Source organism: Undibacterium sp. WLHG33 (assembly GCF_049544815.1).
GTDB lineage: Bacteria > Pseudomonadota > Gammaproteobacteria > Burkholderiales > Burkholderiaceae_D > Undibacterium.
This window is the reverse complement of record NZ_CP186697.1, coordinates 3,214,608-3,241,269: the sequence shown is the minus strand read 5'-3', so window position 1 is coordinate 3,241,269 and position 26,662 is coordinate 3,214,608. Positions and strand designations below refer to the sequence as shown.

19 protein-coding genes are annotated in these 26,662 nt (G+C 52.2%); all 19 read right to left on the bottom strand.

The features are described 5' to 3' along the window. Window positions 1-6 precede the first annotated feature (6 nt). On the bottom strand, window positions 7-309 hold the full coding sequence (locus ACOTSW_RS14675) for an urease subunit gamma (protein ID WP_190480778.1): 303 nt from the start codon (window positions 307-309) through the stop codon (window positions 7-9). Window positions 310-609: 300 nt separating this feature from the next. Beyond that, window positions 610-1,521, bottom strand: a complete 912-nt coding sequence (locus ACOTSW_RS14670) for an urease accessory protein UreD (RefSeq protein WP_423679805.1) — start codon at window positions 1,519-1,521, stop codon at window positions 610-612. A gap of 31 nt (window positions 1,522-1,552) precedes the next feature. Continuing rightward, entirely contained in the window at window positions 1,553-2,251 is a 699-nt protein-coding gene (urtE, locus tag ACOTSW_RS14665) for an urea ABC transporter ATP-binding subunit UrtE (protein ID WP_423679803.1), read from the bottom strand. Between the two features lie 51 nt (window positions 2,252-2,302). Next, window positions 2,303-3,145 carry an urea ABC transporter ATP-binding protein UrtD gene (urtD, locus tag ACOTSW_RS14660; RefSeq protein WP_423682337.1) on the bottom strand — a complete coding sequence of 281 codons (843 nt, stop codon included), beginning with the start codon at window positions 3,143-3,145 and terminating at the stop codon, window positions 2,303-2,305. A gap of 20 nt (window positions 3,146-3,165) precedes the next feature. Further along, entirely contained in the window at window positions 3,166-4,248 is a 1,083-nt protein-coding gene (urtC, locus tag ACOTSW_RS14655) for an urea ABC transporter permease subunit UrtC (protein WP_423679802.1), read from the bottom strand. Further along, window positions 4,248-5,930, bottom strand: a complete 1,683-nt coding sequence (urtB, locus tag ACOTSW_RS14650) for an urea ABC transporter permease subunit UrtB (RefSeq protein WP_423679800.1) — start codon at window positions 5,928-5,930, stop codon at window positions 4,248-4,250. The genes urtC and urtB overlap by 1 nt, the downstream gene beginning before the upstream one ends. A gap of 178 nt (window positions 5,931-6,108) precedes the next feature. Then, on the bottom strand, window positions 6,109-7,362 hold the full coding sequence (urtA, locus tag ACOTSW_RS14645) for an urea ABC transporter substrate-binding protein (RefSeq protein WP_423679799.1): 1,254 nt from the start codon (window positions 7,360-7,362) through the stop codon (window positions 6,109-6,111). A gap of 657 nt (window positions 7,363-8,019) precedes the next feature. Further along, window positions 8,020-9,474: a mannose-1-phosphate guanylyltransferase/mannose-6-phosphate isomerase gene (locus ACOTSW_RS14640; RefSeq protein WP_423679798.1), complete on the bottom strand. Its 1,455-nt coding sequence runs from the start codon at window positions 9,472-9,474 to the stop codon at window positions 8,020-8,022. 72 nt (window positions 9,475-9,546) lie between these two features. Next, window positions 9,547-10,299 (bottom strand): isoprenyl transferase, encoded by a 753-nt coding sequence (locus ACOTSW_RS14635; protein ID WP_423679797.1) that lies wholly within the window; start codon window positions 10,297-10,299, stop codon window positions 9,547-9,549. Between the two features lie 203 nt (window positions 10,300-10,502). Next, window positions 10,503-12,467: an exodeoxyribonuclease V subunit alpha gene (recD, locus tag ACOTSW_RS14630; protein WP_423679796.1), complete on the bottom strand. Its 1,965-nt coding sequence runs from the start codon at window positions 12,465-12,467 to the stop codon at window positions 10,503-10,505. After that, a complete protein-coding gene (gene recB / locus ACOTSW_RS14625) occupies window positions 12,464-16,138 on the bottom strand; it encodes an exodeoxyribonuclease V subunit beta (RefSeq protein WP_423679795.1) in 3,675 nt (1,224 codons plus the stop codon). The genes recD and recB overlap by 4 nt, the downstream gene beginning before the upstream one ends. After that, window positions 16,135-19,563 (bottom strand): exodeoxyribonuclease V subunit gamma, encoded by a 3,429-nt coding sequence (recC, locus tag ACOTSW_RS14620; protein ID WP_423679794.1) that lies wholly within the window; start codon window positions 19,561-19,563, stop codon window positions 16,135-16,137. Before recC ends, recB begins: the two co-directional genes overlap by 4 nt. A gap of 280 nt (window positions 19,564-19,843) precedes the next feature. Further along, complete coding sequence (locus ACOTSW_RS14615) at window positions 19,844-20,380, bottom strand: response regulator transcription factor (protein ID WP_423679793.1); 537 nt, start codon at window positions 20,378-20,380, stop codon at window positions 19,844-19,846. Between the two features lie 12 nt (window positions 20,381-20,392). After that, entirely contained in the window at window positions 20,393-21,703 is a 1,311-nt protein-coding gene (locus ACOTSW_RS14610; protein WP_423679792.1) for an ATP-binding protein, read from the bottom strand. Next, the gene (locus ACOTSW_RS14605) at window positions 21,687-22,547 is read right to left on the bottom strand and encodes an SURF1 family protein (RefSeq protein ID WP_423679791.1); all 861 of its coding nucleotides are present in this window, start codon (window positions 22,545-22,547) and stop codon (window positions 21,687-21,689) included. Before ACOTSW_RS14605 ends, ACOTSW_RS14610 begins: the two co-directional genes overlap by 17 nt. Next, complete coding sequence (cyoD, locus tag ACOTSW_RS14600; protein WP_423679790.1) at window positions 22,544-23,002, bottom strand: cytochrome o ubiquinol oxidase subunit IV; 459 nt, start codon at window positions 23,000-23,002, stop codon at window positions 22,544-22,546. The genes ACOTSW_RS14605 and cyoD overlap by 4 nt, the downstream gene beginning before the upstream one ends. Then, window positions 22,999-23,634: a cytochrome o ubiquinol oxidase subunit III gene (cyoC, locus tag ACOTSW_RS14595; RefSeq protein WP_186885748.1), complete on the bottom strand. Its 636-nt coding sequence runs from the start codon at window positions 23,632-23,634 to the stop codon at window positions 22,999-23,001. The genes cyoD and cyoC overlap by 4 nt, the downstream gene beginning before the upstream one ends. Beyond that, window positions 23,627-25,630 (bottom strand): cytochrome o ubiquinol oxidase subunit I, encoded by a 2,004-nt coding sequence (gene cyoB / locus ACOTSW_RS14590; RefSeq protein ID WP_423679789.1) that lies wholly within the window; start codon window positions 25,628-25,630, stop codon window positions 23,627-23,629. Before cyoB ends, cyoC begins: the two co-directional genes overlap by 8 nt. A gap of 2 nt (window positions 25,631-25,632) precedes the next feature. Beyond that, window positions 25,633-26,655, bottom strand: coding sequence for a ubiquinol oxidase subunit II (cyoA, locus tag ACOTSW_RS14585; RefSeq protein WP_423679788.1), 1,023 nt, complete (start codon window positions 26,653-26,655; stop codon window positions 25,633-25,635). Between the last annotated feature and the right edge of the window lie 7 nt (window positions 26,656-26,662).

Here is a 26,662-nt window from a genome sequence, read left to right as displayed (position 1 = left end):
GGCCTCCTATGGAATCGGATGATGAACGGTCACCAGCTTGGTGCCATCCGGAAAAGTCGCCTCGACCTGAATATCAGGAATCATTTCAGGAATCCCTTCCATCACATCGGCACGGCTCAATATCTGCGTGCCGTCGGACATCAGCTCTGCGACGCTTTTACCATCGCGAGCACCTTCCATAATCGCCGCAGTAATCAGCGCCACCGCTTCCGGATAATTCAGTTTCAGGCCACGCGCTTTGCGTCTTTCCGCCAGCAGCGCCGCCGTAAAAATGAGTAGTTTGTCTTTCTCTCTCGGGCTCAGATCCATCGTTCGCTTTCCTCATCTGCCTACGCAATGTGTTATTGACAGAAACAGCAAGAATCAAACCAGCCAGAACGCACCAAGTTTTACAGGCAACGCACCGCCGAGAAATGATGTGCGCATCAAATAAGTGCAGGTTGATTGATTTTGGTGCGACTGGAGATGCGACGGAAATTCTCTTAGCTGCCGAAAGGGAATAGCGTTTGTATTCGCTCGCGCTGCAGATATCGCATTGGTACTGGTGCGATGACTTTAGTAAATAGCAGTCGTCGGCAAAACAATGCGAATCTCTGGAAAAACCAACACTCAGGTATTCCAGATGCGCGGTATGCGAGCAGGTTGTCTGGCGATGACGGGACGCAGGTGTTGCCAGACCAGTTGCATCCATGCGCGGGCGACTTCGCTGGAATTGCCGAGATAACGCGCGACCAGCACTGACTTCATTTGCGTGACGCCACACAAAGCCTGTGGCTCGCGCGCATCTAGTAAGGCGCGGCTTTCTTCGCGTAATTGCAAAAGCTGTGCGCTGCTGAGCATGGCGCCTGCCGCCAGTACCATGCCACTGACAGAACGACCAACAAGCCCCAGCGGACTTTGCATGGACTCGCCATCACCTTCCAAACAACCTTGCTCAAACCAGATCAGTTTGCCATCACGATAGATGCGGCTGTGTTGCCAGATATTGCCGCTGGTGTAGATTTCACCGGCAGCGGTGCGGCCAAAACACAGAATGTCGGACGCAATGACGGCGGCATTGCCGCTGAGGTGAATATCCTGATGCAAGGATACGCAGGCATCATCAAAAAATATGGTTTCTTGCGGCAGCCATTCCATGACCGCGCCGTCAGCGACATGTAGCACCACAGCTTGCTTAGATGTGTAGCCATTGCCGCGATACCATTTGGCGGCGCCGGGCGTGGTGATCAGGGCGTGGGTTCCCGCGCCCAGCGTTGCGCTGATCTGCAATTCGTCGCCACCGACCACGCCACCGGGAGGATGAATAATGATCGCGTGGCAAATCTCCGCGCCTTCGGGATACAAAGGCTTTTGTACCCGCAGCGGGCCAGTGTGCTGACGCTCAGTCAGGCGTGTGGTCTCTGCATCTTTGCTAAACCCCAGTTGCAAACGTGCCTGCCAGTGGGCTTTTTCTGGTGCGGATGGTGCAGATACTGCATCAGTTTCGGTGATAGGCGTCGTAACAGTGATAGGCAAACTCATGCAGACTCACAACAAAAAAACAAGAACCACACTATACCGCCAGATGGCGTTTGATATCGTCGCCATCCATCAAATCCTGTGTGCCGGACGCCACGACTTCACCGCGCGTCAAGACTACAAACTGATCGGCCAGTTCACGTGCGAAATCAAAATACTGTTCGCACAGCAGAATGCCAATATCGCCGCGTTCACGCAAGAGCCGGATCACACGACCAATGTCTTTGATAATCGATGGTTGTATGCCTTCGGTGGGTTCATCGAGAATAATCAGCTTGGGTTCGGCCAGTAAAGCGCGGGCAATCGCGAGTTGCTGTTGCTGTCCACCAGACAAATCGCCGCCGCGCCGGTGCAGCATTTCCTTCAACACGGGGAATAATTCAAACACCTCGCCTTTGATCGTCTTGGCGCGTTTCGCTGGCAGCGTTGCCATGCCCATCAAGAGATTATCTTCCACCGTCAGACGGGCAAATATCTCGCGCCCTTGCGGCACATAGGCGATACCGGCCTTCGCCCGCTCATGCGGCGCCAGCTTATTGATATTGCGCCCTTCAAACATCACCTCGCCCTGCGACGCAGGCAGCACGCCCATCAGACATTTGAGCAAGGTGGTTTTACCGACGCCGTTACGCCCCAGCAAGGTCAGGCATTCGCCTTTTTTTAGCGACAGGGAAATGCCGCGCAGCGTATGGCTGGAGCCGTAATATTGATGGAGTTGATTAACTTCTAGCATGATTTTTCCGATTTAAACGGCGGCTGTAGGCTGCCTGACATCATCTTATTTTCAGCGCCCCAGATAGACTTCGATCACACGTTCATCTGCCTGCACCTGCTGCATCGTGCCCTCTGCCAGTACGGCACCTTCGTGCAATACCGTGACCTTGCCCTGTCGTGCAATCTCGGTCACAAATCCCATGTCATGTTCCACCACCATGATCGAGTGTTTGCCACGCAATTCATTCAGCAATTCGGCGGTGCGTGCGGTCTCAGCATCCGACATACCTGCCACCGGCTCATCCAGCAAAATCAGTTGCGGCTCCTGTATCAGCAACATGCCGATTTCCAGCCATTGTTTCTGCCCGTGTGACAGCAAACCAGCAAGGCGTTTTTCTTCGCCCTGCAAACGTATCAGTTGCAAAATTGCCGCGATCTTGTCGCGCTGTTCGCTATTCAATCTGGTAAATAAAGTCGTCTTGACCCGCTTATCCATTTTCATGGCGAGTTCCAGATTGTCGAATACCGTGTGCTGCTCAAACACCGTGGGGCGCTGAAATTTACGACCGATACCGGCATGCGCAATTTCGACTTCATTCATCTTACTCAGATCCATGGTCTGGCCAAAAAATGCGGTGCCCGATGCAGGCCGGGTTTTGCCGGTAATCACATCCATCATGGTGGTTTTACCGGCACCGTTCGGCCCGATGATGCAGCGTAATTCACCGACAGAAATATCCAGCGTCAGATGATTGATCGCTTTAAAACCATCAAAGGAGACAACGATATCTTCCAGATACAGAATCGCGCCATGCGTGGTATCGACACCTGCCTGCCGGACTCTGCCATAGGAAACACCCTGATCGCCGGTCGCCGATGCGTATTGCTGGCCGGGACGCAATACGCCGCTCATCACGCCGTTCATCAAGTAAGTCATGCGGACTCCCCACGTTTTCTGAATTTACCTGCCAAACCCAAGATGCCTTGCTGCATAAACAGGGTCACCAGTATAAATAACAAGCCCAGCGCATACAGCCAGAGATCAGGAAAGGCCGCCGTAAACCAGCTCTTCAACCCATTCACAGTGAACGCCCCGATAATCGGGCCGAGCAAAGTGCCGCGTCCGCCAACGGCGGCCCAGATCACCATCTCGATGGAATTTCCCGGTGACATTTCAGACGGATTGATAATGCCGACCTGCGGCACGTACAAAGCCCCGGCAATGCCGCACAAGACTGCAGACAAGGTCCAGATAAACAGCTTGAACCATAAGGGGTCGTAGCCGATGAACATCAGGCGGGATTCGGAATCCCTGACCGCCTGCAACACCCGCCCGAGTTTGGACTGCACGATCCAGCGACACAAAAATAAGGCGGCCAGCAGAATCACTAAGGTGGTCAGATACATCACCGCTTTGGTGCCAGGCGCAGTAATGCTGAAACCGAGGATGCGTTTAAAATCGGTAAAGCCGTTATTGCCGCCAAAGCCTGTGTTATTGCGGAAAAACAGCAGCATGAAAGCAAAGGTCATGGCTTGCGTAATGATGGAAAAATACACGCCTTTGATTCGGGAGCGGAAAGCGAAATAGCCAAAGACGAACGCCAGCACACCGGGCACCAGCACCACCAGCGCCATGCAATACCAGAAATGATCCGTCAGCGACCAGTACCACGGGTAGGTTTTCCAATCGAGGAACACCATGAAATCGGGCAAATCGCTTTGATATACACCGTCACGGCCAATCGCGCGCATCAGATACATGCCATGCGCGTAAGCACCGAGCGCAAAAAATACGCCGTGGCCCAAAGACAAAATGCCGGTGTAGCCCCACACTAGATCCAGCGCCATCGCCGCTAGTGCGTAACACATGAACTTGGCAACGATACCGATCACATACGACGACACATGCAAGGCATGGCCTTCAGGGAACATCAGATAGCACAGCGGCAGCAGCGCTGCGATCAGCGCCAGTACAACGATGCCCGTCCATGCCGGACGTGAAAATAAATGGCGCATCAGTCGACACTCCTTCCCTTGAGTGCAAACAAGCCCTGCGGTCTGCGTTGAATAAAGATAATGATGAACACCAGAATCACAATTTTGGCCATCACCGCACCTGCCACCGGCTCCAGAAATTTATTCACTTCACCGAGGCCGAATGCCGCAATCACGGTACCCGCCAGCTGGCCGACACCGCCCAGCACCACCACCATAAACGAATCGACGATATAGCTCTGCCCCAGATCAGGGCCGACATTCCCCAACTGAGACAAAGCAACGCCACCCAGGCCCGCGATACCCGAGCCCAGACCAAAGGTCAGCATATCGATCTTGCCGGTCGCTACGCCAACGCAATCGGCCATGCGGCGATTTTGCGTGACGGCACGCACAAATAAGCCCATACGGGTTTTATTCAGAATCAGCCAAACCGCAAACACCACGGCCAGAGAAAAGAAAATAATGATGATGCGGTTGTAAGACAACACCAGCGAGCCCATCACTGTGACGCCGCCAGACATCCAGGCAGGATTGGCGACCTCGACGTTTTGCGCGCCGAACACCGAACGCACGCCCTGCATCAACATCAGGCTGATACCCCAGGTGCAAAGCAGAGTTTCCAGAGGACGGCCGTAGAGCCAGCGAATCACCGTGCGCTCGAGCACGATACCGACCATGCCCGACACCAGAAACGCCGCTGGCACGGCCAGCAATAAATATGCATCAATCGCTTCCGGAAAAAAATGCCGGAACAGTGACTGACAAACATAGGTCGTATAGGCACCTATCATTAGCAATTCACCATGCGCCATATTGATAATACCCATCAGTCCGAATGTGATCGCCAGCCCCAGCGCTGCCAGTAACAACACGCTGCCGAGCGAGATACCATAAAACAGGTTACCGACAAATTCGGTGCGGGCAATGCGGTTGTCAATCGCATTGAGGGTGGCCACCGCTGCGACGCGTATGCTTTCGTCCGGCTCGGCATAACTACCATCCGGACGTTGGGTAATCATTTCCTGCAATGCAGGTTTCAGATTCGCATTCGCACTGGTGACGAGTGTTTTGACCGCCGCTTTACGAATAGCGGGATCTTCTGCATGCAGATTCACGGTCGCGATCAGCATTTGCAGCAATGCGCCTATCTCAGGATCTTTTTCTTTGACATACGCCTTGTTCAGTAAAGGCAGTTGTTCCGGTGTCGCTTCTTTTTGCAGCGCCTGCGCCGCCGCCAGACGGACTGCGCGCTCAGTCGCAAACAGCTTCAGACCGGATAAGGCGCTGTCAACTGCCGCCCGCAAGCGATTGTTAATCGCAATGACATCAGCACCATCGGGTAAGGCAAGCTTTTTTCCATCGACCAAAGAAATAAACTGTTCAGCATCCGGCAGAAAAACCTGATCGTCTTTGAAATACAACTCTTCATTTTTCAGTGCGCTCAGCACTTTCGCGGCTTCATCATTCGCCAGCGCGGCTATCGTATTGACGGCAACGATACGCGCATCCGGATCTTCACCCGCCAGCGCCTTGAGCTGACTCGCGTCAATCGCCGCATGCGCTGTTGCCGGCAGCAATATCGCTATCGCGATGCTGAACAGGATGCCGCATAATCCGCCACGTAATCTGCTAAGCAATGTTCCACCTGATGTGGCGGACATCGTGACAAGCTGGCGTGCCAACATTTTCTGGAATGTCATAGTTCTGCAGACGTGTTCATTAATCGAATTTTCGTGCAAGCTGGTTGTGTACGAGAGCGGGAAAACACCACCGCCGCAAACAGAAAGCTAGCCAGATTCCCCGCACGCGCAAGCAACGACCTGGTCAGTCGGGGAAACACCAGGAAGTGCTCGCGCAAGGAGAAAACTGTCGCACTGTTTACAGCTTTTGCTTACCTTCATTACCCGGAATATAAGGGCTCCAAGGTTGCGCGCGGATAGGCGCTTTGGTTTTGTAGACGACGCTGAACTGGCCGTCTGCTTTAATCTCACCAATCATGACGGGTTTATGCAAATGGTGATTGGTCGCATCCATCGTCAGTTCAAAACCGGATGGTGCTTTGAAAGTCTGCCCGCTCATCGCTGCGATCACTTTATCGGTATCCGTGGATTTGGCTTTTTCCACTGCTTGCTTCCACATATAAATGCCGACATAAGTTGCTTCCATAGGATCGTTCGTCACCACGGTGGCAGCATTCGGCAATTTTTTCGCAACGGCATACGCTTTCCATTTTTTGATGAATTCCGCATTCACCGGATTTTTGACCGACTGGAAGTAATTCCATGCCGCCAGATGGCCGACCAGAGGTTTGGTATCAACACCGCGCAATTCTTCTTCACCGACCGAGAACGCCACGACAGGTACATCGGTCGCTTTCAGACCGGCATTACCAAGCTCTTTGTAAAACGGCACATTCGAATCGCCATTAATGGTCGAGATCACTGCTGTTTTTCCACCGGCAGAAAATTTCTTGATATTCGCCACGATGGTCTGATAATCAGAGTGACCAAACGGTGTGTAGACTTCATCGATATCGCTGTCTTTTACGCCTTTGCTATGCAGGAAAGCGCGCAGGATTTTGTTGGTCGTGCGTGGATAGACATAATCCGTACCCAGCAGCACGAAACGTTTTGCCGCGCCGCCTTCTTTTGACATCAGATATTCTGTCGCCGGGATCGCTTGCTGATTCGGTGCAGCACCGGTGTAAAACACGTTTTTCTCCAGCTCTTCGCCTTCATATTGCACAGGGTAAAACAGCAGGCTGTTCAACTCTTTAAACACCGGCAACACCGATTTGCGTGATACCGATGTCCAGCAACCAAACACGACTGAGACTTTATCTTGCGACACTAACTGCCGTGCTTTCTCAGCAAACAAAGGCCAGTTAGATGCCGGATCAACGACAACCGCTTCCAGTTTTTTCCCCATCACGCCACCTTTGGCATTGATTTCATCAATCGTCATCAGCGCCACGTCTTTCAGCGATGTTTCAGAAATCGCCATCGTTCCTGAGAGGGAATGCAAAATGCCAACCTTAATCGTATCTGCTGCGAATGCCTGAGCCATCCAGCCCGATGTAGCGAGCGCCATTGCGCCAATTGCTGTTGCTTTCAAAACCGTGCGACGTGTCATGATTTCTCCTGAGGTGGTGGGTAACAAAGAAACTGCAAGCTTCACCAGCCTATGAGCAGATAGCGTGCCACGTTCGCGAAAAGCGGCGGAAATACGCTTCGGCTATCCTGAAATAGGAAAAATCGAGGGAGTATGTGCGGAAAACAGCTTTATCTCCTTATAGATATTGGGTTTTTTTACATACTGGGGGGAGTATATTTTTCGCCTGCAGTGCCGTTTTTTCGTGCTGGCTAGGCCGGATGCGGATGTGGAGTGCACTAGTTGCGGATTATTTGCTTCGTTATGCCCGCTGACAGCGCAGCGTCGCTGTGCGTGATTCAAGACAGGGAGCAGCCGGAATCAGAAATGGGCAAAAGTGTCTGAATCTGAGCAGCAAGGCACTTTCTGTCTTTTTCGGTGCAGCCCTGCATTCGCATTGTGCGTAACGAATAAAAGCGGCACACAAAAAAAATACGGAGACTGTCTGTTCAGTCTCCGTACCCTTGTTCCGGACGGTGGCCAACCCGCTATCTGCTGATCAGGCACACCTCGTTACCGTCATACATATCGGTTGCATGTACAGTAACTGAGATGAATCATACCAAAAAATTGTTTCATTGCCATGACATACATCAAAAAAAATGCGCTTGCCTGCCGCCGCGCTGTTTTTTCAAGACATCAGCACTTTGACTTCGTGCGGCCATAGGTGTCTTCAAAACGGACAATATCATCCTCACCCAGATAACTGCCGGACTGTACTTCGATAATTTCCAGCGGTATCGCGCCCGGATTCGCCAGCCGGTGCACTTCGCCCAACGGAATGTAGGTTGATTGATTTTCCGTCAGCAGCATGACTTTATCGCCGCAAGTGACTTCGGCCGTTCCCCTGACCACGACCCAGTGTTCGGCACGGTGATGATGCTTTTGCAGACTCAGGCTGGCACCGGGCTTGACCTGTATGCGTTTGACCTTGAAGCGTTCTTCTTCATCAATGCTGTCATACCAGCCCCAGGGACGATACACCTTGCGATGTAATGTATGTTCCTGCCGCCCCTGCTGCGTTAATTGCGCCACAATCGCCTTCACATCCTGACTCTGACGCCTATCAGCCACTAACACTGCGTCCGGCGTTTCCACCACCACCAAATGATCAATGCCGACGGTGCTGACCAGGCGGCTGGAAGAATAAATCAGGCTGTTGCTGGAATTGGTCTGTATCACGTCGCCGTACGTCACATTGGCCTGCGCATCCTGCTTGCCGACCTGCCAGACCGCATCCCACGCGCCCAGATCGTTCCAGCCTGCGTCCAGCGGAATCATGCGTATGTCAAAAGCTGACCCCGGGCATTTTTCCATCACTGCGTAATCGATAGAATCTGCCGGAATCTTGGCAAAAGCAGCAGTACCGGGACGGATGAATTGGGCGTCGCTGGTTTTTTCCGACCACGAGAGTCTGGCAGACTCCGCAATATCAGGCCGGAATTGCGCCAGTGCTTTCAACCAGGTGCTGGCTCTGAGCACAAACATGCCGCTGTTCCAGAGATATTCGCCACTGTCCAGATATTGCTGCGCCGTCGCTGCATCAGGCTTTTCAGCAAACTGCGCTACTGCAGATTCACCGAATGTTGCTGCCTGCCCGGTTCTGCGGATATAACCGTAGCCAGTTTCAGGGCGATCAGGCGTAATGCCTAAAATTATAATCGCGCCATCGCTGGCGGCTCGCACGCTACGCTGCAATGCGTTGGTGAACGCGGCGTCATCCTGTATGGTCTGATCTGCCGGTGTCACCACCAGCACCGGGTCTTCGCCGTTGGCCGTGGCTTCAAGCGCCGCCAGCGTCAACGCCGGTGCGGTATTTTTTCCGGCGGGTTCCAGTAACAGACTGGCCGCAACGGATTTCATTTCACGTAACTGGTCGAGCGCCAGAAAACGATGCTCTTCATTGGTCACGATCAGTGTAGGACTGACCTGAATATCGGCATCGGCAATCGCATTCACGCGTTGCACCGCTTGCTGAAAAAGACTGGTGGTGCCGGACAGCACCAGAAACTGCTTAGGAAAACCCGCGCGTGACAAAGGCCACAGGCGTGTACCTGAGCCTCCACATAAAATTACCGGAACAATTTTGGTCATGGATAATTCCCGCCTGCATCACTTCAATCATTTGCGTTTATTCGCGCTTCACCCTGGAATTCGCCTGCAGCTTTACTCGGCTGATTCCAGCAATTGTTCGCTGGTTCTGCCAAAACGGCGCTCGCGCTTCTGGAACGAAGCGATCGCTTCATCCAGCGATTTACCGTCGAAATCCGGCCAGTAGGTATCGGTAAAGAAAAATTCTGAATACGCCATTTGCCACAACAGGAAATTCGATATGCGTGCTTCGCCACCGGTGCGTATCAGCATGTCTGGCGGCGGCGCGTAGGCCATAGACAATTTTGACGACAGCATGTCTTCGGTAATGCTGTCCTGATCCAGCCCTTCACGAATTAATGCGTTACAGGCATTGACGATATCCCAGCGGCCACCGTAATTGGCGCAGATCGTCAGCGTCAGCCCGGTATTAGCGGCCGTTTTCTCTTCCGCGTTGTGGATCAATTGCTTGAGTTCGGCGTCAAATTTGCTCAGATCACCGATGATTTTCAGACGGATATTGTTCTGGCACATATTGTTGATTTCAAGTACCAGCACTTTCCGGAACAATTTCATGAGCAGTGAGACTTCCTCCGGTGGACGACGCCAGTTTTCTGAACTGAACGCAAACAAGGTCAGGTAACGGACACCACGGTTACAACATGCTTCCACCACTTTATTGACAGCATTCACCCCTTTGGTATGACCGGCAAAACGAGGCAACAAACGTTGTTTTGCCCATCTGCCGTTACCATCCATAATGATTGCGATATGTTCGGGGATGTTTCCTGATTCAGCCCTGGCAGGCTTACTTAAGTCTTTACTCATACAATTTACATTCTTTATTTAACACGTCTATCCAAGATAACAACCTCCAAGAATGTCACAACGTTGATACGAGCACATCAACTTCGAAGGTATCAGTCATCAGTCCGCGCGACCTGGGACTTATCTGGTACGCGGGGGATTATAAAAGACTTCACCGGAAACCGACGGAATAATCTGCACTGTCGCGTTAAATTCATTTTCTTTTAATCAACATTCAACGCTGCCTGCAAGCCGCTCGCGCGTAGTGTCAGGCGTCCGATCGCATGTCCCAGGACAGACGCTACCGGTGTCAGCAGGCTGAATTTCTCCTTCGCCCGGGTAATACCGGTATAAATCAGCTCGCGGGTGATCACCGGCGATGTCTCTGCGGGCAATACCATCACCGTATGCTGAAATTCAGACCCTTGCGATTTATGCACCGTCATCGCAAACGCTGTTTCCACATGGCGCAGGCGTGAGGTCAGTACATGGCGCAGTTTGTCGCCCTCCAGAAAATACACTCTTTGCACCTTGTCTTTCCTGAAGTCAGGCAAAGTCATGCCGATGTCGCCATTAAAAACCCCGATGCCGTAGTCATTACGGGTAATCATCACTGGCCGCCCGGTGTACCATTCGGTCCGGCTATTGATATGGCCGAGCTGATGCAGATGTTTTTCGATAGACTGATTCAAGCCGCTGACACCCCAATCCCCTTCCCTGACGGCACACAAAATACGGAATGACTCAAAGGCTTTCAGGACGGCAATCACCCATTGCTGAAACTGTGCCTCGTCATCACCCTGCGGTCTTTGTGCCAGTACTTGCAGGTAAGAGAAATAACCACCTTCTGCACCAGCCCTGCCATGCAAGGCCATTTGCAATAGCGTTTTTTGCTGCGCGGCTTCAGCCCAGTACAAAACGTGCTCATCCGCACGGCGCAAACAATCAATCGCCAGCTCAGTCTGCCCGCGATTGACTGCCAGCGCCAGCGTACCGATGGCACCGCTGAAACGGCGGCTCTTTCTGAGCATCACGGTCTGCTGCGCAATCACATTGCCATTGGCAATAAACTCTGCCGGAAGCTCTTTGCCACAGGCACTGGCGATATAACGCGCCGTATCGGAAGAATAATTGCCGGATTCCGCACGATCACACAGATCGCCCAGCACTGCTCCTGCTTCTACCGATGCCAGTTGATCTTTATCGCCGAGCAAAATCAGCATCGTGGATTCGGGCAGCGCCGCTAACAGCGCTGCCATCATTTCCAGATGTACCATCGATGCCTCGTCCACGATCAGCACGTCGATATCCAGCAGATTTCCCGCATGATGGCGGAATGCCCGTGTATCAGGGCGAGCCCCCAACAGACTATGCAAGGTGCGCGCCGCACCGATACGGTTCGTCAGCTCTGCCAGCGGCAGCGCCGGACCAATTTTCTGAGCGAGTTCAGACAACGCATGATCAATCGCCTGTTTCAGGCGCGCTGCGGCTTTACCGGTTGGTGCCGCCAAAGCGATACGCAGACGTTCTGGCTGCTCGGACAAGGCAAACAACAGCGCCAGCAGCCGCGCCACGGTGTACGTCTTACCCGTTCCCGGGCCACCGGTAATCACCGAAAAATGGCTGCGTACAGCAATCGCACAAGCGGTTTTCTGCCAGTCAATCTCGTCAGAGGCATGAAATAACACATCCAGCCAGCGCGACACGGTAGCCACATCGACCGGCATCAAAGCCGACGCCCGTCGTCTGGCCGCAGTCGCTATCGCCATTTCATGTCGCCAGTAACGACGCAGATACAGGCTCTCTCTGTGCAACACCAGCGGCTCTTGTTGATCAAACTGATCATCCTGACCCGCTTTATCCGCAGCATAAATCTGCGCAGAACTGCTGAGCACATGCAACCAGCCTTCAACGTCGGCAGGTACATCCATCTCCGCGACCAGCGTTTCCCACAGCGCCTTATCCCAGCCTGACAAAGCGCAAGGGTCAGCCACTAATGCACCGAGTTTGATACAACTATGGCCCAGCGCTTCGAGTTCACATAACAAGCCGACAATCAGCAATTGCCGCTGATCCTGCATGCCAAGGCTGTGCATGAAACGCATAAAAGCCACAGAAAGAAGACGGACTTGCCCCTGCTCTGCATATTGTTTGAATCTTTCCAGCACTGGCGGTGTCGCTACCATCATGATGGGATGTCCTTTGTATCGTTCACAGAATTACCGGCAGCCGACGCTTCATCGTGGCGCATCATCTGATCGAGCCTGCCGAGGAATTCCGGGTTTGCTTCAAGCTGGTAACAACCATGCGTCTCTTCGTTGGCAACGCCACGCATGAAGAAAAAAATCGCGCCACCAAGATGTATGGCAGGGTTATAAGTCTCGCCCAGGCGCAACTGCAACAAGCGATGTAAGGCCAGCATATAAATCGCCCCCTGCACATCGTAACGGTGCGCAGCCATAGCAGATGCCAGAGCGGCGCGGTGATATCCCGCGTCATCCGCAGCAACAACATTTGACTTGTAATCCAGCACCCAGTATTTGCCTTGATACTCAAACACCAGATCAGCGAAGCCCATCAGCAGACCATGCAAATCGCGTTCAGCCAGAGCATCGCGTGGCGTACCGTCGAGAAAAAATTCCTGGCATAAGCGATCTATCTGTTGCGCGTTCACGCGTTCACACGGAAACCAGAATTCCATTTCAGGCAGAAATGTTGACAGTTCCTGCAGACGTACATTCGCTGGCAACAAAGGCGTTGCGACGATGCGCTTCAGCCAGAGCAGAATATCGTCGAAATGATTATCCCAACCCGCGCGCTGACAACGCGCTGCCAGTCTGGCATCGAAAGTATCGGCCCCGGCGGACTCGAAGCCCTCACCAGCCATCCATTCGAGCTGTTCATGTAAAAACTGACCCGGCATCGCGCCGCGCGGAAAACGATGCCAAGCACTGTGACCAGCTACTGTCACCGGCGCACTGCCGTCGTCCTCCAGCAGCTTACTGTCCTGCACGCGGGTCATATTGCCGGTGGTTGCGATACTTCGCGTCAGCGAAGTGAAGCTGCCGACAGTCCAGTCGCGCTCAAACTCGTGTTTGTACTCAGGCATTTCCACCAGGCTTTGTTTTGTTTCTTGCTGCTCGTAGATATTAACGTCAGCTAACTCTGCAACGTCAGTGATGGTGATATCGTTGCAATCATTGCGCATTTTTTGCAAAGCATCGATCAACGCTGCAGCCGCCAGTGTCGTTTCGCCAGCCAGCAGATAACCGAACGCGGACTCGTGTATTTTGTTCTGATTCGAGGAAACACCCAGCCACAAGGTATGGACGGCGCGTGTGACCGCCACATAAAACAAACGAATGTCTTCTTCTTTTCTGACGCGATCCACCGCATCCAACGCTTCCTGCGACAATGCAAAATCAATTTTCCGTACACCGGATTCATCGACATAATCAAAGAAACTGCGGTTCATCCGCGTTGTCACCCGGTTTGACACGGCGAACGGCAGATACACCAATGGATATTGCAGCCCCTTGGACTTATGTATCGTAATCACCTTGACCAGTTTCGCATCGCTTTCAAGTCGTAAGATATGTTCGTCGCTGAGCTGACTATCATCCGCCATTTGTTCTGCCAGCCAGCGTACCAGTGATTGCTCGCCATCGAGTTGCATGCTCGCCGTTTCCAATAATTCCGCCAGATGCAGGATATTCGTCAGGCTGCGCTCGCCGCCAACCTCGCTGAGTAATTTTGCAGGTAATTCCAACATGTGTATAAACCGCCGGATAGCAGCAAGAACACCCTGCCTTTGCCAGATCAGGTGCAACTCTTTTAATTGCGTAGTGCAGTTTTCCCATGCTTCATCATCCGATGCCAGCGTGATCAGTTGCGCGATGCTGAGTTTCGCTGTTTTGGTAGCGAACGCGGCGCGACCAGCAATATCATCCAGCGGATTCGCAAATGCATGCAGCCAGCGTAAGACATCGCTGGCCTCGTCGCTGTTGAGCACTGAATCTTTATCGGACAAATAGACACTGGCGACATGTCGCTTTTGCAGCGCGCTGCGGATCGCTTCGGCTTCAAATTTATCCCTGACCAGAATCGCGATATCCGCTGCCTGCAATCGCTGAAATCGCTGCACGTCTCCGGTGTACTGAAAACCAGTCTGCGCGCTATTCAGTTGCGTGACGATATGCTCAGCACAGTTTTCTGCAAAAAACGAAAGATACTCGTCTTTTTTCATGTCAGGATTTGCCGATGCCCACAGATTCAGCGCACTGACTTCGCCTTCGGCATTAACAAATTTTTCTGCGCGACCATGTGCTGTGACGGCTTCAAACGGCACAGGATCAGTTGCAGCACGTCGGAACCGGAAAGCACCGGCAGCAAATGCCGCATCTTCATTTTTTTCCGCGTGCAGAAACAAATGATTCAATGCACCAACCAGTGCATGCGTCGAGCGGAAGTTAGTGCCAAGCATATAGTGCCGGCCTGTGGTCGCTTCGCGGGCGGCCAGGTAACTTTGTATATCAGCACCGCGAAAACCATAAATCGATTGCTTAGGGTCACCGATCAGAAACAAGCCCTGCGTCTGCGCGTTCTCTTCAATACGATAAATTGCGTCAAAAATCGCATACTGATCCGGCGAAGTATCCTGAAACTCATCCACCAGCGCCACCGGATATTGTTGACGGATACGCAGATTCAGCGCAGCCGCATTCGGCCCGCTAACGGCGGCACGCAGCCTTTGCAACATATCGTTGAAACCAAACTGGCGGCTGTTGCGTTTGAGTGCATCAGCGCGGGCAACGATCACAGAAACGGCATGGCGGTACAGCACGTGTTTGATCGGTTCTATCTCGCCCAGTTTTTCCGCGAGTGGCGCGATGTCATTGAAGATCTCAGGAATCTGCGGCTCGTACCCTTTATTACATGCGCTCCGTAAGCCATCCGGTGTCAGCTTTTCTGCCGCCTTATCAAAACCGTCCGGCCAGACCAGCGAAGGCGTCTGCGCCCAGACTTTGAGTGCAGTCAGCCATTTTTCCAGATTCGCAGGTTTTAATTTCGTTGCGCTGAATTGTTTGGGCGCGGTCTCTTTTTGTTCCGCGAACCATTGCGCCATCTGTTCAGCTTTATCCGCCCAACCCGCTTTCAGCGCGGCCAGAATTTTCTCCTGATCAGCCAATGTCTGTTCAATCAATGCAGACAAAGGCCGGGTCATACGTGGACCGAGCAAACCGGCAAATGGCACCAGTTTCAGCACCGCGGCTGATAGTGCATGCGCATCACTCCAGAATGAAGTGAGCAGCGAGAAACTATTACTATCGAGCGGATACACCTGCTGCCGCCAGTAATCGAGCGCCGCATTTTCCAGCAAAGAAGATTCGCTGGCGATCAGTTCTTCATCAAACAGACAACCGCTGTCAAATGCATGCTCTTTGAGCATGCGCTGACACCAGGCATCAATCGTGAAAATCGCCGCCTCATCCATCGCTTGCGCCGCCATACTGAGGCGATACGCCGCCTGCTGTTGTAACTCATGGGTAGGATAAGCCGACATCAGTTCGCGGATGAAATGATCATGTGCGGGAACATCGCCAGAACGGAAATAGTTCGCAGCTTCCGTCAATCGCTGACGTATGCGATCGGATAATTCTCTGGTTGCAGCACGTGTGAATGTCATGACCAGAATTTCTGATGGATGCAAAGCGCGCTGAAATGCATTTTCATCGCCGTGCCCGAGCACCAGTCGTAAGTACAGAGCAGCAATAGTCCAGGTTTTTCCCGTTCCGGCGCTCGCTTCAATCAGACGACTGCCATGCAGCGGAAAACTTATCGGATTGAGCAGATGACTCATTGCGCATCCTCCGTTTCGGCGGCGGCATTCAGAGACGTAACCTGAATCTGACGCGCCCAAAGGAATAATGGCTCATAGAGTGTTCTGGCAACGTTCTCCCAATCGGGCTCTGCACGCAAGGCAGAAAAATCAGGCCACATTCTGGCCAGATAAGGGCTCTCTACTTCGCCGCTCATGTTATAGCCACCGTCATAAATTTGTTGTGGATTATCACCGGCAATCAGCGCCAGCGCGGTCTTGCAGGCGACTGGCAAAATACCATCCTGCCCCTCCCGCCATAACCCTAGCAGGGTTTCAAGCGTCGCCGTTGCTGCAGCCTGTTCCAGAGGTGGCATGCACAGGCTGGCATCGCGCGCGACCAGGTAAAAAGTCACTGAGTAATTCTGACTCGCTGCAACTAATTGCCGTATCCAGATATCGATGACTTTATCCGCCCGCACTTCGTCTTTGGCATTACATACTTTACTGGCGCTCTGCATGATGGAAACGGTTTGCTCACCATCGGTACGCAGGTTTTCCAGCCAGTCTGAGAGCGTGATATTCTGAAACTGAAATTGCAGCGGCAGCTTCGCCGCAGGCTCGGGGAACTGGCCGCATAATGTCAGCCATGCCGTTTGCACCGGTATCATTTTCGCGACCAGCAAACGCTGCCATTTCTGTCCCATGAAACCGACTGGCAGCAACCCTTCGCGTGACAGCTGCGCCGCTTTTGCACTCAGTGTTGCTTCAAGGTCAGCGATACTACCCGGCATATCTCCGCTATTGATCAGCCTGTCATTCAGAAAATATTCTTGCAAAGCATCGAGACTGAACGGCTCTTCAGTACCGGTCATTTGTTCGTCATCAGCAAATTGCACTCCCAGGCGCTGCTGAAAAAAACTGGCGACAGGTTGTCTGACGAAACGACTCAGCTGATTCAGCTTCAGTGTCAGATTCACGCCGGCATCATCGTCCACAAACGACGTTCTGTGTTCATCCGCAGCATGCTGTTCTTGCGCCTGTGTCTGCAGGTAGGCTGCGCCCCATTCCCTCGCATAAGTCAGCGGCCTTTGCGGCCCCTCAAAAAAATAGGCACGGCTGAATGCCTGCATCGGATACTCATGTGTGTGCTCCCGCAAATCAATATCCCAGCCTGCCTGCAGATAATCACGCAATTGCGAAACCAGCACCGACGGGGGTTGCGCGGAATTATCACGGATATTTTTTCCTGTCCAGCTGATGTACAGCCTGGATCGTGCCGCCAGAATCGCTTCCAGCATCAGATACCTGTCATCATCGCGCCGCGAACGGTCACCGGGGCGCGCCATTCCCGGCACCGCCAGCAAATCAAAATCGACCTGACTCGTCCTGCGCGGAAAATCGCCCTCGTTCATCCCGAGCAGACAAACCAGTTGAAATGGCATTGAGCGCATTGGCATGAAGGTACAGAAAGTCACACCGCCGGAAATAAAACGATGATTCAGCGTTGCCTCGTCTATCGATGCGAGCCAGGGCTCGCGAAAAACTGCCAGCGGAATCGCTTCGTCAAAACCTGCCTGTTCGCAGGCATTCAGATAATGATCGAGTGACTCATGCAGCCGTGCCAGCAACACTCTGTCATTCTCACCGGATGCAGCAAAGAATGTCGTCAACAGTTGCCGCGCCTGTTCTGCCCAGACCAGCGGCGTCTGCGGTAAGATCAGTCTGCACTGCCATTCGATCAGCGCCTCAACAAACTCTGCCAGACTTCCTGCCAGCGACGATGAGAGTCCACCAACTTCCGCATACGGCTCTATACCCTGATAGTGTTGCTGGGCGCCATTTGCATAGCCAAGTAACATGCGCCGGATGCCGAAAATCCAGGAATTCTGTTCACCAGTAGCCCCCAGCCCCAGACCATCTCTGTGCTGCTGATTCAGGCCCCAGCGGATTCCGGCACCATTGATCCAGGTTTTCAGCACAGGTAAATCGCCCTCATCCAGACCAAAGCGTGCCGCAATCGCGGGAACCTCCAGCAAATCCACCACCTCATTCTGCTGACAGCGCTGCTGCGGCAAGCGTAATAACCAGTCGAGCGCTACCATCACCGGATTCGTTTTACGATCTGATACATCGCCGATCTCATAGGGGATATAACGTTGATCCGTGCGCTTATATTGTCCGAATACCGCTCTGATTGAGGGCGTGAACTGGACGATATCCGGTACCATCACCACCACATCACGCGGACGAATTGTATTGTCCGCTTCTGCAAAAATCCCCAACAAACGATCATGCAGAATCTCGACTTCCCTCTGAACACTGTGAGCCAGATGAAACTCTATGGACGTATCTGTCGCCGTTACCGGCAGGCGCGGATGCTCGGCCAGCGGCAGCAAATCCCGTATCGCAGCCTGCACCTGCGCCAGCAAGGTATCGCCCGCATCGTCAGAAAATAAATCTATCTTCAAACCGCTAAAACCGGATCGCACCAGTTCAGCCTGATCAAATTCATCCAGCATACGGACGAAGTCGCGCCCCAGACGCCCCCACGCAGCCAGCAAAGGATGTGCGTGAGCATGCAGCGCCTCAATCGGAACCACGGATAAATCAGTTTGATTACGCAATTGTTGACGCTTGAACTGCGCTTTGAACAATTCACGCCCTTCGATGATATCGCCCCAGAAATACTGGCAGGGATTGGGTACGGCGAGTATGACTTGCGTGTGATGCGCCAGCGCAGATAAGGCTTCCAGTGTTTGGCGCGGCAACGCAGACACACCGAATAACACCACCCGGCGCGGTAATGGTGATGCGGGTACGGCTCCGCCAGTGGCCGCATCAACAAAGCGCCGGTGCACATTCACGCGTCCCAGCAAACGCTCAGCCTCCGGCAAATCGGCAAGAATCGCTCGCCACAATTTAGCCTGCCAGCATTGATCTGCGGGCAATGGCATCAGTTCCCCGTTCGCCCGACGTAACTGATCGTGTCCCTGACTCCAGTCCTGCAACCAGTCAGTCCGGTACACCTGATATAAATCGATCAGATCTGCGAGCCGGGACACCAGTTGGTAACGCCGTTCGGCATCACCATCGGCCAGAAATTGTTTTAGCGGAGAAAAATCACCGTCCTGCAACAACGCGGGGATCAGGCGCATCAGCCGCCAGGTCAGCGGCATTTTATCGAGAGATGATGTCGATGGTATCTCGGCCTTTCCGAGCATGGAACGATAGATCGTCCACAAAAAACGCCCCGGCAATTCAATCCGGTTCGCAGCACTGATATCGAAATTTTCTGCCAGCGATATTTTCAGCCACTCAGCGACACCGTTTGACTGCACCAGAAAAATCTCTTTCTCCAGCGGAGACAGGGGATTGCGCCTTATCCATTCGAATACGGCCGAACTCAACTGCTCCAACTGATTACTGTGCAAAATAATCAGCCCTGGCTTGATCACTGAAGACATAAAAATAGACGAAAACTGTTAGGGAATAGCAGAAACAGGAATGTCCGGCTCAATTTTCTGCGGCATTAAAAACAGCAGATGTGAATCAACCGGACTAGCCTGCGCTGTCTGTTATTTTCACATAAGTTACTCAGAGAGATATTAAAAATTTAATGCGGGCACGCATGTCCAGCAGCGGATCAACGATCAGCAATATCAAGCTAAATAGCGCGCGGAACAAAGGCCTTAATGGAACAGTATGAATGCGAAATTACGAATACCCTGACGGCTCATCCGCATATCATTTGACACGCTGCTTACTGAGCTTACGTGCCAATGTGCGTCTGTGCATTCCCAGACGTCGTGCGGCTTCGGAGATATTGAACTCGGACTCCACCAACACTTCGTGTATGCGTTCCCATTCCAGTGTTTTAATCGAGGTCGGACGATTCGTCAGTTCCAGATCCGTGACACCGGCAACATGGCCGAAGGCTGCTTCGATATCATCGGTATTCGATGGCTTTGCCAGATACTGACAAGCGCCCAGTTTCACGGCTTCGACCGCAGTCGCAATGCTGGCAAAGCCGGTCAGCACCACAATCTGCATGGTCGGCACCCGCTGATGCAACATTTGCACACAGGCCAGCCCGGAAGCATTGCCATTTAATTTCAGATCCACCACTGCAAACTGCGGCGCATGGGACCTGAGTATTTCTTCTGCCGCTTCCAGACTCTCGGCATGCAACACGGTATAAGCGCGTCGCTCAAACGAACGACACAGAGTACGCGCGAATGCAGTATCGTCCTCGACAATCAGCAACAGACGACTTTCTGACATATTCAAACCTTTTTATAGCATTAACGCTGACAGTGGCAGCTCTATTTTGACAACGGCGCCACCCTCCTGCCGGTTACGGGCAATCACAGAGCCGCCTAATTTACGAACAACATTCACCACAAAGTAAATACCCAGACCGCTGCCCGGGCGCCCTTTGGTCGATTGATACGCCTGCCCCAGATTTTCCAGTATCGAGGGCAAAAATCCCGGACCGGTATCGGTGACGACGATGACCAGTATGTCCGCGTCTCTCGACACCGTCAGAGCAAGCCAGGCGGGTGACGCTTCAAGTGCATTATCTAACACATTGCATATCATCTGCTTGAGCGCAGAATCAAACACGACGGGAACGTCCTGTTGTATCTGATTTTCAAAGATGAATGTCTGTACCGGACGCGTCGCCCGGAAGTCTTCAACCAGTTGTTTAAGAAAGGTATTGATGGTTGTTTTGACCGAAGATTCGCCGCGCGCTTCTCCGGCGGATAATAAAATACTGCTGAGTGTCGTTTTACAGCGTTGCAACTGCCTTTCCATTTCACTCAGGTCTTCGAGTAAATCAGGATTTTTACTGAATTCAGGCATCCTGCGCCAGTCACCGAGAATGACGGACATCGTTGCTAAAGGTGTCCCCAGTTCATGCGCCGCGCCGGATGCCAGCAAGCCCATTTTCACTATGTGCTCTTCTTCTGTGGATCTCTGGCGGGCATCTGCCAGTTGTGCATCACGCACTTTTAAATTGCCACTGATGCGCGTCAGAAAAAATACCAGCAAACCCGCGTTCAGTAAGAAGCAAATGATCATGCCATCGATATACAGCTCAGGCATACCGCCGCTGTTATCTGCGGGTAAAAGCAAGGGATGAGAAAATTTCGACAAACCGAGCAGGCAACAGCCACTGATCACGACGATCGACCAGGTTGACCATACTTCCAGCAAAACAGCGCTGAGGATGACCTGCAACAGATATAAAAAAATAAAGGGATTGGCAGTGCCGCCGCTCAGATACAGTTGCGCCGTCAGGATAGCGACATCGACCAGCAGCGCGAAAAACAATGCCCGGTTGGACACCTTCGTTTCTTCGTGCCAGCGCAAATGGCTGGCAATATTAAACGCAATCAGTATCGCCAGCACAAACGCCATCGACAATACCGGCAAGCGTATGCCGAATCCGCCGACAACCAGCGCGATCGTTGCAATCTGACCAAAAACGGCAAGCCACCGCAGATGAATCAGTTGCAGCATATTTTTGTGGCCGGCCGAACTCTCGTATTCTTCGGCGATGCCGGCTACGATATCACGCTGATTTTCAGTCTTGCCGAACATCCTGATGTCTCCCATTTTCACTATGACGCTGCGTCCTACTCAGACGCCGGCGGTCTTCGCGGACAAGCAGATAGTATCCGCCCGCGACCATCAAAGCGAGAGCATACCAAGTAAGTGCATAGACCAAGTGATTGTTATGAAATGAGATAACGGTTAAACCACCGACTGGCGCCTGCGCCTCATTTGACAGCAGGGATTTGTAGCCAGCATCCGGCTGGCTGTCGGCGGCATCGGCATCGATAAAATATGGAGCAACCGGCGACAGGCTGTGTTTTTTTGCGATAGCGGCAACATCACGTGAATACCAGCGGTCAGCGGCAGCATCGTTCTTACGTAAGAAGCCGCCACCGGGTTCAGGCATACGTAATAATCCGGTCACGCTCACCTCCTGCTTTGTTTGCAGTTGTGGTTGGGCTGCGGACGTTGTTTTATTTTGTGCAGGAACAAATCCTCTGTTGATCAACACAATACTGCCGTCGGATTGACGCAATGGTGTCAGCATCCAGTAACCGCTGCCCAGCACGGTCGATGCCTGCACATAACTGGTCTGCTCAGACAATAATTGCCCGCTGACCTGCACGTGCCGGTATTCATCATTCGCGACATTCACACCCGGCCAGAAACGTTGATCAGGGGCGGCGTTTGCCGGTGCATGCACACGTTGCTCGACGCGGGCGATCAGATCGATTTTCCATTGCAAGCGACAGATCTGCCATGTACCGAGAAAAGCAAAGCACAAAAAAACCACCCCCGCGCATATCGCCAGAACACGTCTTGCGAATAATGAACGGGGGGAGTCTGTTGCGACAACCGGGGGCTGCGCCCCGGTGTTCAGATCACTCATGGCATATTGCGCATGTTGTGCATTTCATTGGGATTATCGGTATGTTTCAGTGATTCAGGCGTTGTTTCATGCTGCATGCCTGGCATCATATTGTTATTCAGATGATACATAACCCACAACGAACCACTCATCAGAATCACTACCACCACACCGGTAAACACCAATGCCAGCATGTTCCAGCCACCTTCCGAGCGGGCATTCATGTGCAGGAAATACACCATGTGTACCACAACCTGAACTGCGGCCAACGCCAACAGCACAAACCCCGTTGTCGCAGAATTGCTGAATACTTTACCCATCACCAGCCAGAACGGAATGACAGTCAGAATAACTGCCAGCACAAAACCGATGACATAAGTTTTCAGGCTGCCATGATCTGCGTGATCGTCATGAGCGTGATGTCCATGATGACCGTGACCCGCATCATGTGTTGTATGTTCGTGATGTGCACTCATGGCAAAACTCCCATCAGGTAAACAAAGGTAAATACGCCGATCCAGATCACATCCAGGAAATGCCAGAACATGGACAGGCACATCAGGCGACGGTTATTTTCAGTCGTCAGACCATGGCGTTTTAATTGGAACAGCAAAGTGACCAGCCAGACGATACCGAAAGTCACGTGCAGACCGTGCGTTGCGACCAGTGCAAAGAACGAAGTCAGAAAGCCACTGCGTTGAGGACCGGCCCCCTCATGAATCAGGTGGATGAACTCATACAATTCAAGGCCGATAAAGCAAGCGCCCAGCAAGCCAGTGACCACCAGCCAGATCAGCGTGTTGTTCAGACGTTTCTTCTGCGCTTCCAGCATCGCAAAACCATAGGTAATCGATGACAGCAACAGTAAAGACGTGTTGATCGCGACCAAGGGCAGATCAAACAATTCAGCACCCGTCGGACCGCCTGCGTAATTACGTCCAAGTACCGCGTAAGCGGCAAACAGACAAGCAAAAATCAGGCAATCGCTCATCAGATACAACCAGAAACCGAGCAGCGTGCCGTTTTCCGGATGATGTTCGAGAACGAAGTAGCGCGAACCAGAAGCCTGGCTCATCGCATCATGAGTAGAAATAGATTTATCAGACATGGCTAGCTAACAAACGTGTGCGTTCATTTTCGGTACGGACAACTTCGTCCGCAGGAATGTAGTAATCGCGGTTGTAATTAAAAGTATGGATGATGATGGCGGCCATCATGACGATAAAGCCCAGCCCTGCCAACAACCACATTTCCCAGATCAGCGCAAAGCCACATACCGCGCTGAGACCAGCGATGATGATGCCAGCCGCCGTATTTTTCGGCATGTGAATCGGCAGGAATCCGGAAGTCGGGCGAACATAGTTGTTCGCTTTCATATCAACCCAGGCATCACTGTCATGCACACGTGGCGTGAACGCGAAGTTATAAGCTGGCGGAGGCGATGATGTTGCCCATTCCAGAGTACGGCCACCCCATGGATCACCTGTGACATCGCGCAACTGCTCACGACGCAGATAGCTGACAACCATCTGGATAATGAAGCAGGCAATACCGATCGCAATCAGAACCGCGCCGAGGGCGGCAACCTGGAACCAGATCTGCAATGACGGATCTTCAAAATGACTCAGGCGACGTGTCACTCCCATCAGACCCAGTACGTACAGCGGCATAAACGCAAAGTAGAAACCGATAGTCCAGAACCAGAATGAGCATTTACCCCAGAAGCTGTCGAGTTTGTAGCCAAATGCTTTCGGGAACCAGTAGTTAATGCCCGCAAATGCACCGAATACAACACCACCGATAATCACATTATGGAAGTGAGCAATCAGGAACAGACTGTTGTGCAGAACAAAGTCAGCAGGTGGAACTGCCAGCAATACACCCGTCATACCACCGATCACAAATGTCACCATGAAACCCATGGTCCATAACATCGGAACTTCAAAACGGATACGTCCGCGATACATCGTAAACAACCAGTTAAACATCTTCGCACCGGTTGGAATCGAGATAATCATCGTGGTGATACCGAAGAACGAGTTGACACTCGCACCGGAACCCATCGTGAAGAAGTGATGTAACCAGACCAGGTAAGACAGGATCGTGATCACAACTGTCGCATAGACCATCGATGTATAACCGAACAGACGCTTGGAACAGAAAGTCGAAACAATCTCCGAGTAGATACCGAAGCAAGGCAGAATCAGGATATAGACTTCAGGATGACCCCAGATCCAGATCAGATTCACGTACATCATGGAATTGCCACCCATGTCGTTCGTGAAGAAGTTAGTGCCGAACACGCGATCCAGCGACAACATTGCCAGCACCGCAGTCAGCACTGGGAAAGCAGCAACGATCAGCACGTTGGTGCACAACGCAGTCCACGTAAACACTGGCATTTTCATCATCGTCATACCAGGAGCACGCATCTTGACGATAGTCACAATCAGGTTAACACCTGAAAGCAAGGTACCAACACCGGCAATCTGTAGCGACCAGATGTAGTAATCCACCCCGACATCCGGGCTGCCTAAAATACCCGACAGCGGCGGATATGCAAGCCAGCCGGTACGCGCAAACTCGCCGACGAATAAGGAAGCCATCACAAGTACCGCACCGAACGCCGTCATCCAGAAACTGAAGTTATTCAGGAACGGGAAAGCAACGTCACGTGCACCGATTTGCAGAGGCACGACATAATTCATCAGACCGGTAACGAAAGGCATTGCCACAAAGAAAATCATGATCACACCATGCGCAGTGAACACCTGGTCATAGTGATGCGGTGGCAGGAACCCGGCGGAATCACCGAACGCCATTGCCTGCTGCGCACGCATCATCAGCGCGTCAGCAAAACCACGCAACAGCATGATCAAACCGAGAACCATGTACATGATACCGATACGCTTGTGGTCGATACTTGTCAGCCAATCGCGCCACAAGGTTCCCCATACGCGGAAGTAAGTGAGTGCGGCCAGCAATGCCAGGCCTCCGACAGCAACCCCGGCAAACGTAGCAATAAGAATCGGCTCGTGCAGAGGAATCGCTTCCCAGCTGAGACGGCCGAATATCAGCTTAGTCAAATCAATTTGGTCTAACATCTTTATTTTCCAATAGTAACTGGTGGTGTTGTACACACTTCAGCATCCGTCCCGCGTGTAGCCTGCTGATTCTGAGCAAGCATAGAAACGACTTTTTCGTTCGCTTTTAATGCTGGTTTCACGTTGAGATCTGTCGACATCAGCTTATCCATGCAAACCTGATCAGCACTCACACAACGATTGACAATGGCATGGAACAAGTCGGCTTCAACAGTGCCAAAGCGGCGCACCGGATCTTTGATACTTGGCTTTTCAATCTCAAGATAAGCAGCACGATTCAGGTTCAGCTTTTCCGCTTTGGTAGTCTGCACCCACTGATTGAAATTTTCCTGCGTCATCCCATGGAATTTGAAACGCATGTCAGAAAAACCGGCTCCGCTGTAGTTAGCAGAAAAGCCATCATATATACCGGCCTTGTTGATCACGGCGTTCAATTGCGTCTCCATACCAGGCATCGCATAGATCTGACCTGCCAGCGCTGGAACATAAAACGAATTCATGACGGTGGATGCGGTGATTTTGAAATGAACAGGCACATCGACTGGCGCAATCAATTCATTGACCGTTGCCACACCCTGCTCTGGATAAATAAACAACCATTTCCAGTCTAAAGCAACGACTTCCACAACCAGCGGTTTGACGTTGGCAGGAATCGGACGATTTTCATCTAATCGTGACAACTTTCGATATGGATCAAGAGTATGTGTAGAAATCCATGTCAACATTCCCAAAACGATGATAATTAACAGAGGAGCTCCCCAGATAATTAATTCGAGTTTGGTTGAATGATCCCAGTCAGGATCGTACTTTGCACTGGTATTACTCTGTCTGTAGCGCCATGCAAAAAACAAGGTCAGGAAAATGACAGGAATAATGATGATTAACATCAGGAGAGTAGAAATGACAATCAGCTTGCTCTGCTGAACGGCGATATCGCCTGAAGGATTTAACACAATAGTGTCACATCCAGCCAACAGTGCAACGCATAGGAGTATTAGTCCGCGCCGAGCTAGTAGGGAAATCATGCAGGAA

Bases quoted from the DNA above. Each gene is read 5' to 3' on its own strand.
- ACOTSW_RS14675 (WP_190480778.1), bottom strand. From the start codon at position 309: ATGGATCTGAGCCCGAGAGAGAAAGACAAACTACTCATTTTTACGGCG.
- ACOTSW_RS14670 (WP_423679805.1), bottom strand. From the start codon at position 1,521: ATGAGTTTGCCTATCACTGTTACGACGCCTATCACCGAAACTGATGCA.
- urtE (WP_423679803.1), bottom strand. From the start codon at position 2,251: ATGCTAGAAGTTAATCAACTCCATCAATATTACGGCTCCAGCCATACG.
- urtD (WP_423682337.1), bottom strand. From the start codon at position 3,145: ATGAGCGGCGTATTGCGTCCCGGCCAGCAATACGCATCGGCGACCGGC.
- urtC (WP_423679802.1), bottom strand. From the start codon at position 4,248: ATGCGCCATTTATTTTCACGTCCGGCATGGACGGGCATCGTTGTACTG.
- urtB (WP_423679800.1), bottom strand. From the start codon at position 5,930: ATGACATTCCAGAAAATGTTGGCACGCCAGCTTGTCACGATGTCCGCC.
- urtA (WP_423679799.1), bottom strand. From the start codon at position 7,362: ATGACACGTCGCACGGTTTTGAAAGCAACAGCAATTGGCGCAATGGCG.
- ACOTSW_RS14640 (WP_423679798.1), bottom strand. From the start codon at position 9,474: ATGACCAAAATTGTTCCGGTAATTTTATGTGGAGGCTCAGGTACACGC.
- ACOTSW_RS14635 (WP_423679797.1), bottom strand. From the start codon at position 10,299: ATGAGTAAAGACTTAAGTAAGCCTGCCAGGGCTGAATCAGGAAACATC.
- recD (WP_423679796.1), bottom strand. From the start codon at position 12,467: ATGATGGTAGCGACACCGCCAGTGCTGGAAAGATTCAAACAATATGCA.
- recB (WP_423679795.1), bottom strand. From the start codon at position 16,138: ATGAGTCATCTGCTCAATCCGATAAGTTTTCCGCTGCATGGCAGTCGT.
- recC (WP_423679794.1), bottom strand. From the start codon at position 19,563: ATGTCTTCAGTGATCAAGCCAGGGCTGATTATTTTGCACAGTAATCAG.
- ACOTSW_RS14615 (WP_423679793.1), bottom strand. From the start codon at position 20,380: ATGTCAGAAAGTCGTCTGTTGCTGATTGTCGAGGACGATACTGCATTC.
- ACOTSW_RS14610 (WP_423679792.1), bottom strand. From the start codon at position 21,703: ATGTTCGGCAAGACTGAAAATCAGCGTGATATCGTAGCCGGCATCGCC.
- ACOTSW_RS14605 (WP_423679791.1), bottom strand. From the start codon at position 22,547: ATGAGTGATCTGAACACCGGGGCGCAGCCCCCGGTTGTCGCAACAGAC.
- cyoD (WP_423679790.1), bottom strand. From the start codon at position 23,002: ATGAGTGCACATCACGAACATACAACACATGATGCGGGTCACGGTCAT.
- cyoC (WP_186885748.1), bottom strand. From the start codon at position 23,634: ATGTCTGATAAATCTATTTCTACTCATGATGCGATGAGCCAGGCTTCT.
- cyoB (WP_423679789.1), bottom strand. From the start codon at position 25,630: ATGTTAGACCAAATTGATTTGACTAAGCTGATATTCGGCCGTCTCAGC.
- cyoA (WP_423679788.1), bottom strand. From the start codon at position 26,655: ATGATTTCCCTACTAGCTCGGCGCGGACTAATACTCCTATGCGTTGCA.